12 protein-coding genes and 1 tRNA gene are annotated in these 12,749 nt (G+C 53.3%); 4 read left to right on the top strand and 9 right to left on the bottom strand.

Translation table 11 applies throughout. The annotated features are described in order from the left end of the window. Positions 1-11: 11 nt before the first annotated feature. The 4 genes from coaE to pilB form a co-directional block, all read right to left on the bottom strand. A complete protein-coding gene (coaE, locus tag E0L35_RS11405; protein ID WP_138800334.1) occupies positions 12-614 on the bottom strand; it encodes a dephospho-CoA kinase in 603 nt (200 codons plus the stop codon). A 68-nt stretch (positions 615-682) separates the two neighbouring features. After that, entirely contained in the window at positions 683-1,528 is an 846-nt protein-coding gene (locus E0L35_RS11410) for an A24 family peptidase (RefSeq protein ID WP_138800335.1), read from the bottom strand. A gap of 192 nt (positions 1,529-1,720) precedes the next feature. Beyond that, a complete protein-coding gene (locus E0L35_RS11420; protein WP_138800336.1) occupies positions 1,721-2,953 on the bottom strand; it encodes a type II secretion system F family protein in 1,233 nt (410 codons plus the stop codon). A 3-nt stretch (positions 2,954-2,956) separates the two neighbouring features. Beyond that, positions 2,957-4,705, bottom strand: a complete 1,749-nt coding sequence (pilB, locus tag E0L35_RS11425) for a type IV-A pilus assembly ATPase PilB (protein ID WP_138800337.1) — start codon at positions 4,703-4,705, stop codon at positions 2,957-2,959. Between the two features lie 241 nt (positions 4,706-4,946). On the opposite strand from pilB, the gene E0L35_RS11430 reads away from it, so the two are divergent. The 4 genes from E0L35_RS11430 (at position 4,947) to E0L35_RS11445 (ending at position 7,130) form a co-directional block, all read left to right on the top strand. Further along, entirely contained in the window at positions 4,947-5,462 is a 516-nt protein-coding gene (locus E0L35_RS11430) for a pilin (protein WP_171051140.1), read from the top strand. 108 nt (positions 5,463-5,570) lie between these two features. Then, positions 5,571-6,005, top strand: coding sequence for an anti-virulence regulator CigR family protein (locus E0L35_RS11435; protein WP_138800338.1), 435 nt, complete (start codon positions 5,571-5,573; stop codon positions 6,003-6,005). Positions 6,006-6,099: 94 nt separating this feature from the next. Beyond that, positions 6,100-6,921: an inositol monophosphatase family protein gene (locus E0L35_RS11440; RefSeq protein ID WP_138800339.1), complete on the top strand. Its 822-nt coding sequence runs from the start codon at positions 6,100-6,102 to the stop codon at positions 6,919-6,921. A gap of 132 nt (positions 6,922-7,053) precedes the next feature. Beyond that, positions 7,054-7,130, top strand: a tRNA-Pro gene (locus tag E0L35_RS11445). A 390-nt stretch (positions 7,131-7,520) separates the two neighbouring features. Here the strand turns inward: E0L35_RS11445 and E0L35_RS11450 are convergent. From E0L35_RS11450 to E0L35_RS11470, 5 genes are all read right to left on the bottom strand, one after another. After that, complete coding sequence (locus E0L35_RS11450) at positions 7,521-8,534, bottom strand: D-glycerate dehydrogenase (RefSeq protein WP_138800340.1); 1,014 nt, start codon at positions 8,532-8,534, stop codon at positions 7,521-7,523. Further along, positions 8,527-9,456 (bottom strand): dihydrodipicolinate synthase family protein, encoded by a 930-nt coding sequence (locus E0L35_RS11455; protein ID WP_138800341.1) that lies wholly within the window; start codon positions 9,454-9,456, stop codon positions 8,527-8,529. The genes E0L35_RS11450 and E0L35_RS11455 overlap by 8 nt, the downstream gene beginning before the upstream one ends. A 27-nt stretch (positions 9,457-9,483) precedes the next feature. Next, positions 9,484-10,605: a mandelate racemase/muconate lactonizing enzyme family protein gene (locus tag E0L35_RS11460; RefSeq protein WP_138800342.1), complete on the bottom strand. Its 1,122-nt coding sequence runs from the start codon at positions 10,603-10,605 to the stop codon at positions 9,484-9,486. Between the two features lie 26 nt (positions 10,606-10,631). After that, positions 10,632-12,137 carry a tripartite tricarboxylate transporter permease gene (locus tag E0L35_RS11465; protein ID WP_138800343.1) on the bottom strand — a complete coding sequence of 502 codons (1,506 nt, stop codon included), beginning with the start codon at positions 12,135-12,137 and terminating at the stop codon, positions 10,632-10,634. A 101-nt stretch (positions 12,138-12,238) separates the two neighbouring features. Next, on the bottom strand, positions 12,239-12,733 hold the full coding sequence (locus E0L35_RS11470; protein ID WP_138800344.1) for a tripartite tricarboxylate transporter TctB family protein: 495 nt from the start codon (positions 12,731-12,733) through the stop codon (positions 12,239-12,241). Positions 12,734-12,749: the final 16 nt, after the last annotated feature.

The following is a 12,749-nucleotide window of genomic DNA, read 5'->3' on the forward strand; positions in this document are numbered from 1 at the left end:
AGTGCGATATCTCAGTAGTTAAGCTGTCGACGGTAGCGTTCATCAAGCCGTGCCACTTGTTCCATCATGCTGGCGTGGTCACCGCTGTTATCGATCACGTCATCTGCTTTTGCTAGCCGTTGTTCGCGGGAAAGTTGGGCGGCGAGAATAGCACGCACCTGGCTTTCACTCACCCCATCACGCTGTTGGGTTCTCGATAATTGTAGCGTTTGGGGCACATCGACAACCACCGCGCGGTTTACTAGCGTGTTTTGACCCGACTCAAACAGCAACGGTGACACGAGCAGCACGTAAGGCGCTCCCTGGGCTTTGAGCCGCTCTAAATGCTGCAATAGCCGCTCCCTTATTTTGGGATGTGTGATGGATTCTAGCCACTGGCGTTGTTTTGGATCGTTAAAAATAATCTCGCGCAGGGCGGCGCGATTAAGCGTGCCATCCTGGTGCATGACCTGATCACCGAAGCGGTTTTTAATAGCTAGCAGCGCCGGTTCTTCAGGTAAGACTATTTCCCTGGCGACATCATCGGCATCGACCCAGGCAGCGCCGAGTGCTTCAAAAGCGCGAGCGACGGTCGATTTACCTGACCCGATGCCACCCGTTAATCCGATAATCATCTGCTGCCTCATATAGCTAAAGTTTATAGGGCCACGTTTCACATGGCCAAAGTTCACATGGCTCAATTTTACATAAGCAGGTTGAGATACATCGCCATTATTTCATCACCGACTAACAACGCCACCCAGCCGGCGAGGGCGAGAAAAGGGCCGAAGGGAAGCGGTGTGCCGCGTAGGTTAGGTGAGTAGGCCTGGGCAACTAGCCCAACAATGGCCCCAAGCCCTGCGGAAAGTATCAATATTAGCGGTAAAAAACTCCAACCCAACCAGGCGCCTAGTGCTGCCAGCAGCTTAAAGTCGCCATAGCCCATACCCTCTTTGCCGGTGGCCAGTTTGAATAGCCAATAAAAGCTCCACAGTGAAAGATAGCCTACCATTGCGCCGATAACGGCACTTGGCAGCATCAGTGGCTGGAAGAGGAGCTGAAACAGTAACCCTGCCCAAAGCAAGGGGAGGGTGATGATGTCGGGGAGAAGCTGGGTGCGAAAGTCGATCACGGCGAGCACTAACAGCATCAGACAGGCCCCGTAGACGAAGGCTGATTCTGCCGTAAGCCCGTGGAGCGCTAGCACCGCCATGGCCAGTAAGCCACCGGCTACTTCTACCAGAGGATATTGAACGCTAATCGGCGTTTGGCACTCAGCGCAGCGGCCGCGGCGCTTTATCCAGCCAATCAGTGGCAGGTTGTCGTGCCATGCAATGGGGGCTTCACAGCGTGGACACATAGAGCCTGGTGTGACCAAATTAAAGCGTGGTGAGTGTTCAGCGCTAAGCTCAAGTGCTTCGCGGGCTTCATTACGCCAGCCACGCATCAGCATCACCGGCAGGCGCGTAATCACCACATTTAGAAAACTGCCCAGGCATAGCCCAATCAATAAAACGATTAACCACAGGATAAACGGAGGGTGATGCATGGAACTCCTTAGGTTTCTAGAAATTAGCGTTTTTTTAGGCTCTGTCTGAAAAGTCGGCGAGCGAAGGCCAGACAAGGCAAAAATCGGCGAAAAGACGGAGTTTACATGGTGTAAATGAGTACTTTGAGCCGATTTTTAACGCCGTATGGTCGAGCGCAGCCAGTTTTCTGACAGAGCCTAAGCATTTGGTGCTTAGAGGGCTGCGCCCAAGTCGAAAATGGGTAAGTACATAGAGACAACCACACTGCCAACGAGCACGCCCAGTACTACAATAATAACCGGCTCCATGAGCGAGGTAAGAGCATCGACCTTATTGTCGACTTCTTCTTCGTAATAATCGGCAACACGATTAAGCATGGCATCCAGCGACCCCGCTTCTTCACCGATACTGACCATTTGGATTGCCAAGGGGGGAAAGCGGTTGGTCATCCGCATGGCGAAGTGTAGCTGTTGCCCGGTGGCTACGTCCTGGCGCGTTTGTACCACCGCGCGTTCGTACACTTTATTACCGGTGGCACCGGCGGCGGTATCTAAGCCTTCTACGAGCGGTACACCGGAGGCAAAGGTCGTCGCTAACGTGCGAGAAAAGCGCGCGATCGCGGATTTATGCACGATGTCGCCAATGACCGGTAACCGAAGCAGCAGTGCGTGCATGCTGTAGGCGACATTGGGCGAGCGCTGAATGCTTATTTTGAGCAGGAACATGGCAGCAAACACTGCGCCGAGTGCCACTAGCCAATAACGCTGGGCAAGCTCGGATAAATTCACGGTCAACTGGGTCAGTGCTGGAAGTTCAGCGCCAAAGCTCTGGAACATGCTTTCAAATTCAGGCACTACTTTAATCAATAGCAGCATGGTGACTGCAATGCCAATCGTCATAACGGTGGTGGGGTACCAAAGCGCTTTTTTTACTCGCGCTTTCAGCGACTCAACCTTCTCCTTATAGGTCGCAAGACGATCAAGCATTTGATCCAGCGCACCTGACTGCTCGCCAGCGCTGACTAGGTTAACAAACAGGCGATCAAAGTGTTTGGGGTGACGGTTCAATGCATCAGAGAAGCTGGAGCCCGATGATATATCGCTTATCATCTGTTGCATTAGGGCAACCATAGCAGGTTTTTTTAGGCTCTCTGCCACCACTTGAAGCGCCTGTAGCAAGGGGATACCAGCGCGAACCATTGTGGCCATCTGGCGCGCAAAGACCATAACATCGTTGGGGTTAATTCGGCCGTTGCCGCCTAGGTTGGCTTTTTTACTAATCCGGTGGATAACGATATTTTGCTTGGTGAGTTTAGCGGCTACTTCGGCTTTACTGCGGCCAATCATCTCACCGCTTAGCGCTCTATCCTGGGGGGCTTTACCGATCCATTTCCAGCGCGCTAGCTTGATGGCGGGCGTTTGGCGTCGACGTGCCGTTTTAGCCATGCCTTACTCCTTGCTCACTCGGTTAACCTCTTCCAGGCTGGTAATACCCTGCATGACTTTCAGTAACCCACTGCGGTGAAGGCTTGGATAGCCCTCCTTGCGCACCTGTTGATCAATATCTAAGGCGTTGGCATCACGCATAATTAGTTGACGCATCGCTTCGGTGATCGGCACTACCTCATAAATGCCAATTCGACCTTTATAACCGTGAGTACAGTGCTTGCAACCTAACGGTTTGTAGATCGTTGCCTGATGGATTTCTTCGCTACTAAAGCCTTCTTTGCGCAGCGCCTCGTGGGGAATGTCAATGGGCTCTTTGCAGTGTGTGCATAGTTTGCGAGCCAGCCGTTGGGCAACAATCAAGCTAACGGCGCTGGCGATATTAAACGAAGAGACTCCCATATTAGCCAGTCGAGTCAGTGTCTCAGCTGCCGAGTTGGTATGCACCGTGGAAAGTACCAGGTGGCCTGTCTGAGCCGCTTTGACGGCAATTTCGGCTGTTTCAAGGTCACGAATCTCGCCCACCGTGACCACATCAGGGTCTTGGCGCAGAAACGCTCTTAACGCACTGGCAAAATCGAGGCCGATCTTAGGCAATACATTCACCTGATTGATACCAGCGACTTTGATTTCAACCGGATCTTCGGCGGTGCAAATATTACGTTCCACTTTATTAAGAATATTAATGCCGGTATACAGCGAAACGGTTTTACCACTACCGGTAGGGCCGGTTACTAGAATCATGCCTTGGGGTTGTTTTAAGGCGTGCTCATAATAGCGCCGTTGTTCGTCGGTAAATCCAAGTTGCTCAATACCTAGCTGCATTGCGGTAGGGTCTAATATTCGCAGCACCAACTTTTCACCATAGACAGTAGGCAGCGAATTAACCCGGAAATCGAGGGAGCGGGTGCGCGAGAGCTTGAGTTTTATCGAGCCATCCTGAGGCAGGCGGCGCTCGGAAATATCAAGGCGGGCCATGATTTTTAGCCGGGCCGCGATACGATTGCGCATGGCGAATGGTGGCCGTGCCACTTCTATGAGCATTCCATCAACCCGAAAGCGTACTCGGTAAAGCGCTTCGTAAGGTTCGAAATGGATATCGGAGGCGCCTCGGCGGATAGCATCTAGCAGAATTTTGTTCACAAATTTAACGATGGGTGCATCTTCGCTATTTTGGGAAGACTCTTCCAGCGGTACATCGTTACCGCCGTTGTTCTGCATAATGCTCAGCGAGCTGACCACATCGTCCAACTCATCCAGCATGCCGCGCTCGTTGTGAGCAAGGTAGCTATTGAGAACGACAGTGATTTGATCAACGGGCGCGAGGATGCCTTCAATGCTCAGGCCTGTTGCAAACTGCAATTCATCCAGTTGCGTCAATGTGGCGGGGTAGGGCACCGCCACCGTGAGGCGATGACCGTGGCGCGCTAATGGCAAAACGTTAAGGCTCTGCAGTACTTTGACAGGATAGTCTGCAGCGGGAGGCAGTGAGGTAGGCCGCACCGCCTCCAGGTTAATGACTGGAAGCCCATACTCCCAGCCAGCCGCTAGTGTGGCTTTATTAGGGTCGACCAGGCCGCTTTCGATCACATGCTGAAGTAACGATATTTCCAAGTCCGAGGCGGTTGTTTCCGCTGTTGCGGCCTGGGCGTTGGTCAGCAAGCCGTGCTTGACCAAGCGCTGGGCAATGCCGCGCAGGTCGCCATGTGCGGAGGCGTGGCTTAAAGTCGACTCTAAGGAGGGCTGGCTCATCAAAAAACCTGTTTTACATCGATATAAGCGTGTTACTTGTACCATAAACTAGCGTTTACAGGGATGAAATGACTAATCCTTTCACGTAGTTAAAGCGGTAGTCAGCTAAGCCGATCATATTAATAAGGTTCGTTGTAAAAGTAGACCATTTAAGTTAGTTTAATTTCAACGATTTCTAATTCTTTTTAAGGATCCACGATCCTTAAAAAGGCTTTTCCTTCACCCCACAGGAGATGCCTTCATGCAGAATGCTGCACAGCCAATTTCTCGTAACACCACCCAAGGCGGTTTCACGCTGATTGAGCTGATGATCGTCGTTGCGATTATTGGTGTATTGGCATCTATTGCCATACCGCAATATCAAAATTATGTGGGTCGCGCGCAGGCTGCAGAGGCTTTTACTGCTACAGCAGGTTTGAGAACTGACATCGGTTTATACTTTTCTGAGAATGGAAACTTTGTAGGCTATAAAACAATAAACAGCACCCCTTCTTACATCTCCAATACCGCAAATCAAATAGGTGGTCAGTACATCAGTGGTGTGACACTAAATGGACAAGCGAGCGGTGGGTTCACCGTCGCATTTGATAATGGCGTTCATAGCGGCTCTTCAATGGTGATTCAACCACTTATCAGCAATGAAACGACGAATGATGCTGTGGCAACTGCTAGCACTAGCGGTGGGCAAATTACTGGTTGGCGTTGTAGCAGCACTACTATCGACGATACCTTTCTTCCCTCAGCTTGTCGTCCCTAGCTCTTTACTTATTAATTCCAAAGGGCCCACGTGCCCTTTATTACTTCCATACTTCCTACTCATTTGTTCTTTACACTATAAACTCTGACCTTAAGCGAGGAGCTTACAGTGAAGCCCATCAAACTGATTGCCATAAGCGCGCTTGGCGCATTGCTAGTTAATAGCGCAGCCTTTGCTCAGCCTGACCATGCCCCGGCTCACGGTGCCCGCGATAAGGGCCAGCACCTGCAACATGAATCTAACCGACCTGGTCACTTCCGCGATGAGCGGGTTGATTTACCACGCATTAACGAACGTGAGTTGCGCCAGCTGCTGCGCCGGCATGACGCACCGCGAGCCGAATCGTTGCCGCCAGGTATTCAGCGCAACCTTGAGCGTGGCAAACCTTTGCCCCCAGGTATCGCCAAGCGTTTTGACGGCCAGTTAGCATCTCAATTGCCGCGCTACCCAGGCTATGAGTGGGAGCGTGTTGGTGCCGATGTGGTGCTAATTGAAGCTGCCACGCGCATCGTGGTGGATGTATTGGTAGACGTATTGCGTTAACCATTGCAAGCGCAAGTCGGTATGACTCGAAAATTACATCCCGGCGGCTTATGGTAGAAGCTCACAGTATCATCGCGTCCTAAAGGGAGATTCAATGAGCGACCACACACTAGCCGCACGTCTTGAAATTACTATCGCTATTGCCGAAGAAGCTGGGCAGATGATTATCAAGGCGCGGGAGCAGCAAGGCTTTGCCCAGCGCTTAAAAAAGGATAATGAGTTGGTCACCGACGTGGATGTGGCCGTGGATGAACTCATTAGTCAACGCCTGGAGGAGCACTTTCCGGGGGAAGCGCGGCTGAGTGAAGAGCTTGCTCCAGAAAGCGCTTTGCATGAAACAGCACCTAAGCTGTGGGTGGTGGATCCTATTGATGGCACGGTTAATTTTGCTCAAGGGCTTCGCCACGTAGCGGTTTCCATTGGCTGGATGGAAGAGGGCGTTGCCAAGGTGGGCGTTGTTCATGCACCGTTTTTAGGTGAGACCTTTAGTGCTGCAGAAGGCTCTGGGGCTTTTTGCAACGGTCAAACCATACAGCCAAGCAGTGCGGAATCACTGGCGAACACCCTGGTAGGGACAGGATTTCCCTACCGTAAAGAGGAGCGTAAGCAACTTTTGAAGCGCTTGGAAGCTGTGCTGTTTGAGTGCCAAGACGTACGTCGTAATGGCGCAGCAGCGCTCGATTTATGCGATGTAGCCTGTGGTCGTCTGGATGCATATTACGAGAGTGTCTCGCCCTGGGATTTCGTTGCAGGCTGGGTTATTGCACGGGAAGCCGGCGCGCGAGTAGGGCATCTATACCCAGTACCTTCAGCGGTGCCGGAAGATATCTACCCGGATCATTTAATCGTAACGGCCCCCGGTGTATATGACGCAATGGCTTATCTGCTGCTTGAAGCCGATCAACGTAAGCCATAAAGGGTGATGAGATTTATAGCGGTGTGTGACAAATACTTGAAAAGAAAGCGCTATAAGGGCTTTTCATTTATGCAAGAAACCGCTAGTATACGCACCGTCTTGAGGCAAAGATGTAGCGGCCAATAAAGACAGCGGAGCGTGGCGCAGCTTGGTAGCGCGTTGCAATGGGGTTGCAAAGGTCGCAGGTTCGAATCCTGTCGCTCCGACCAAGAACATATAAAACGGTCACTTAGCTAATTGCTACAGTGGCCGTTTTTGTTTGTTAGCGTTTTATAAGTGGCATATAGGTGGCACTTGTCCGGAGTTTCTGGATGTCACGCCATCATCGTATTTGGAGATGTCACAGCAACCTCATGCTTGGCGGGCGCTGGGGCGATCTTGACGCCGCACATGACGATCCGGGCGGGCACCACATGCAGCTCCTCGCTGACCGCTTCACCGAAGACCTTCAGCGCGGTGTGCTGTCATCGTCACAATGGTGGGCGTTCTCGGGCAGTTCAAGGACGCTCCCCACCGCGACAAACCGGCCGGGACTAAATGCCGCTGAGTGGCCCGCTCGAAATCATCAAGACACAAGATGTGTTGTAGGCGGCGAGGCATTATGTTTCCTCAATAGCATCAGCCCGTCGCCAGACATGCTCATTAACCGCGGTAAGCGGGCCGCTGCCGATCAGCGTGCCCAGCAGATTATCGACTGCCAACTGTGCCATGGCCTCACGTGTTTCATGGGTCGCCGAGCCAATGTGTGGAGTCGTCACTACATTGTCCATGGCCGCCAGTGGCGAATCGGGTGGAAGCGGTTCCTCTACGAACACGTCAAGCCCAGCTGCACGGATTCCGCCGGAGTGGAGTGCCTCGATCAGTGCTGGCTCGTCGACCACTTTACCTCTCGCTATATTGATTAGGGCAGCCGTCGTTTTCATCCGTGCTAGAGCATCTGCGTCAATTAAGTGATGTGTATCGCTGTTATAGGGCACGCTGAGGCAGACGATATCTGCTTCAGCTAACAGGTCATTCAGCTCACGCCTTTTCGCCCCTAACTGCTGCTCAAGCGCAGGCTTGGATGAGGCGGCGGTATAGAGAATGGGCATACCAAAACCCAACGCTCCCCGTCGTGCAATCGCCGCACCAATGCGACCAGCACCCACGATGCCTAGGGTTTTGCCGTGTACATCAATACCGAAGTATTCGTGACCGATATGTGTTCGCCAGCCGCCATCGCGGACAAGGTTGGACAGTACGACTAGCCGCCGCTGGGTCGCCATGATTAGCATAAATGCTGTGTCGGCAGTGGTTTCGGTAAGCACATCTGGCGTATTGCAGAGTAGAATGCGGCGTTGATTCAGTGCCTTAAGGGGCAGGTGGTCAGAGCCCACTGAAATGGTGGATACCACTTGAAGCGCAGGCGCCTCGGCTAGCATTGCCTCATTGAGTTCTAGCTTACCGCCGATTAGGCCATGAGCTCTGGAAAGCGCTGCCATGAAATCAGCACGGTTTGATTCGTCCACGTCCTCGAAATAGTCGACCTCGGCAACCTCGGAAAGTGCCTCAAGCTGGGCTTCACTGAGCCGTCGTACAGCTACAATACGCCAAGATTTCGTTTGTTCATCCATGGCTCGCCTCACCTACGCCTTCCATCTGGAATCCTGTCGCTTTAAGCGAAGACACGAGTTCAGACACATGCTGCTCCTCCAGCTCTACTAAAGGTGGACGCACACGCCTCCAATCGTCATTGTCCGAAAAGTAAGCTGTCGCTGCCTTCATGCCAGGAATCAGTGGGTACTTTTCAAACAAGTCGCGTATAGCATTCAGGCTCTGCTGACGCTCGTCGGCATCGTCCTCCTGCCAATGCCTTGCCAACTCAACGATGGCCGACGGATTGACATTGGCAGTGGCACTGATACAGCCAGCACCGCCTGCTCGTAGGGTATCAAGCAAAAACCGCTCGCTGCCGGCATACACAGCAAAGTCTTGCCCAGCAAAGCGCTCGGTTAACCCTTTGGTGTGTGCCCAGTCTCCGCCGCTGTCCTTAATGCCAGCAATAATGCCCGGGAAGGCGTCACGTAAACGCTCGATCAGTTCAAACGAGAGCGGGACATGAGTGACCGGCGGGATATGGTAGAGGTAGATCCGTAGGCGCGAATTTGCGACACGGTTGATCACCTCACTGTAAAAGCGAAACAAGCCTTCATCGCTAACCCCCTTATAGTAGAAGGGCGGTAGCATCAGCACTCCGGCACAGCCAGCGTCCACCGCCTCGCATGTCACCGCCACGCAATCATCAATTGTACAGCTCCCGGTACCGGGCATAATCCTGGAGGGATCGACACCGCCATGCACTAGCGCTTTTAACAGCTCCTGTTTCTCGGCCACCGTCATTGAGTTGGCTTCAGAATTTGTGCCGAACACGGCCAAGCCGACACCATTTGAGGCCAGCCATTGGCAGTGCGCCACAAAACGTTGCGTATCCGGCGCCAAGTCGGCGCCGAAGGGGGTAATCACCGGTGACCAGACGTCACCACTCAATTGGGACATGATATTCTCCTTGTTGTTGTAAGGTCTTTATTGCCAGGGCTCGATGGCGTAGCGCTCAAGTGCAGCCTGATCAAAGCCAAAACCAAGTCCGGGTGCGGTGGGCAGTAGCAGTTGTCCGTCGGCAAACTCCAACTGGGTATCCACAAGGCGCCTGAAGTTAAGCACCTGATCGTCGGCAAAGAACTCGACCATCTTCACGTTGGGTGCCGATGCTACTAGGTGGATATGCAAGTCGTGGAACCAGTGCGGATAGATATCCACCCCATAGCTGGCAGCGGTGGCGGCAATACGTCGAAACTCAGTGATGCCTCCACAAACCGCCGCATCAGTCTGCAAAATCATGGCTGCTTCTTTGTCCAGCAGCTCCTTGAAGCGCCAGCGTCCCGCTTCGATTTCACCGGTGGCTACCGGAACTGGCGTGCGCTCCGCTAAGCGGCGATGGTTGTCGATGTCATCAGGGCTAAAGGGCTCCTCGATCCAGAACGGATTATAAGGTTCTGCCATGCGCATGAAGGCTAACGCCGACGGCAGATCCCGCCAGGCGTTGTTGGCATCCATCATTACTTGTACATCTGGGCCCACCGCCTCGCGAACCGCCGTCAAGCGAGCTTCCTCTCCCGCTAGGTCTTCTCGTCCCACTTTCATCTTTACCGCGGTGAAACCTTTTGACACGTAGCCTGCCATCTCTTCGCCAAGCATCGCGGGCGTTTTGCCGTCTAGGTAGTAGCCTCCGCTGGCATAAGCCGGCACGCTGAGGGTGTCGCTGGCGCCCAGAAATTTATAGAGCGGGAGTTTCGCTGCCCGAGCGTTACGGTCCCACAGCGCGGTATCCAAAATACTGATGGCACGCATCACCGAACCGCTGCGGCCATGAAGAAGCGATTCCTGATACATCGCTTGCCACAGTGCTTCGGTCGAATGAGCGTCCGCTCCCAACAGCACCGGCTTCAGCAGTTCCCGTACCGCATTTGCCACTAGTGAGCCAGCATTATTGCCGCCATAGCAAAACCCAATGCCTATATGGCCATCATCACCCACCACTTCCACTAGCACATAATCTCGCTTAAGTACCTGTCGATTAGAAAAGCTGGTGGGGTTGTCTAGCGGTACATTGACCGTTCGAGTACGTACTTCGGTTATCGTTGTCATGATGAATCCTCGAATTGAGAGTAAGGTCACTCAGGCTGAGTACGCTGGCGCAGTGCAATCCGCAGCCAGCGAAAGAGGGGGGTCGCTTGCAGGATCGAGAAAGCGGCGATGCATAACAGCACCACGGCAATGGGGCTGGTCAAAAAGATGCTCAGGTTGCCTTGCCCGATCAGCATTGACTGTTGGTAACTGGTCTCCATGACCGGCCCCAGAATCAGCCCGATCACCATTGGCGCTGGTGAGACACCGGCTTTGTTCATCCAGTAACCAAACAGCCCAAAGCCCAGCATCAGCCCAACTTCAAACAAGCTATTGTTGATAGCAAAGGCACCAATCACACACAGCGTGATGATGGAGCAGGCCACGAAGCTGTCAGGTACCCGCGTTACGCTTACACAGAGCCGAGTGAACAGTAGCCCCACCAGCAGTAGGCCTATGTTGGCGAAAATCACCGCCCAGATGAGGGTGTAAGTGACATCTCCATAGTCAGTCAGCAGGTTAGGGCCGGGCAGGATGCCCTGAACCATTAGCGCACCTAGCAGAATGGCAGTAGAGGAACTGCCAGGAATACCCAGAGCAATGGTGGGTATCAAGGCACCACCCACCACCGCATTGTTGGCCGCTTCAGGTGCAGCGACACCCGCAATGTCTCCCTTGCCAAAGCGACTCTTATCTTTGGCAAAGCGCTTGGCTTCGTTGTAAGCGAACCAACTGGCAGTATCGCCGCCGGTACCGGGAATTAGACCAGTGATGATGCCGATGCCACTGGAACGGAAGATATTGGGTAACAAGCGGCGAATCTCAGCGAGAGGCGGAATCAACCTATCGGTGATTTTGCTTGCCACCTTCTGAGCACTATGGGCATTCTCGATCAATATCAGCGCTTGCGGGATCGAGAACAGACCGATCAGTGCGACGGTGAATTCGATACCCGAAAACAGGTTAATGACCCCGTAGGTCATTCTTGGCGTGCCGGTGATGAGATCCATACCTACTGTGCTCAACAGTAATCCCAGGGTGCCAGAAAGCAGGCCACTGACGACTGAGCCTTGTGATAGAGAGCCAATGATGGTGATACCCAATACGGCAATCGCGAACAGCTCGATTGGGCCGAACTTTAGTACCAGAACGCCAAGCAACGGCGCTGCAGTGAGTAGGGCGATGCCGCTCAGCAGACCGCCGATAAAAGAAGCGAAGAGCGACACCCCTAATGCCCTTCCAGCCTGGCCTTGTTGCGATAGCGGAAATCCATCAAGTACTGTCGCCGCGGCCGAAGGGGTGCCTGGCGTCTTCAATAGAATGGCGGCGATAGAGCCACCGTAGGAGGCCCCCACATAGAGCGAAGCCAGCATGCTGAGACCCGAGGCCGGATTCATGCCAAAGGTTAGAGGTAATAGCAGCGCCAACGCCATGGTCGCCGAGAGTCCCGGCATGGCGCCTACAAACAGCCCCAGCAGGGTGCCGCCAAGTATCAGGGAGATATTGGTGAACGTGATGACGTTGGTCAGGCCCACCAGAACAAGATTATCCATATGACTAGACTCCAGAAGCCTGCGTCAGGCACCCCCTCCCAGCGCGCTGCAATGTCTTTCTAAGCAATGCGAGCCGGAAATAAGGGGTGCTCTAATTATCGTTATGAGGAAAACAGAGGCGGCAGTAGCGGGACAGGCAGGCCTAGAAAGCCAATGAAAACCAAACACACCACCGCGACCAACACCCCAATGCCTATGGCGGCGAAGCGCCACGAAACATGTCCGATCATCGCTAACGCCACGACCATGAAACCAACAGTGGCAATCAGGTACCCTGTTATCGAAATGGTGTAGAGGTAGACGGCGGCCAATAAGAAAATCAGCATTGCCTTCCATGGCTTGCGGTGCCTAGCTTGGCCGCTGACGCTCTCCTCCTCTGGTGCGGCAGTATGGGAGGTTGCTGCTCCCTCGGCCGAGAGCTGACGCAGGATACTGAATACTTCCTGGCCCACCATCGCCGCTCCCAATAAGGCGACGGCAACCGAATAGATAAGGGGCATGTTCGCCGCCTTAGCCGGATAGCCCATCGCAGTGATATAAAAGGTCGCTGCTATGCCAATGGCAAAAAATCCTAAGACTAGACGACTTATGTTCATTTCATACCCCTTTGTC

This window comes from Halomonas sp. ATBC28, from assembly GCF_005937175.1.
Lineage (GTDB): Bacteria > Pseudomonadota > Gammaproteobacteria > Pseudomonadales > Halomonadaceae > Vreelandella > Vreelandella titanicae.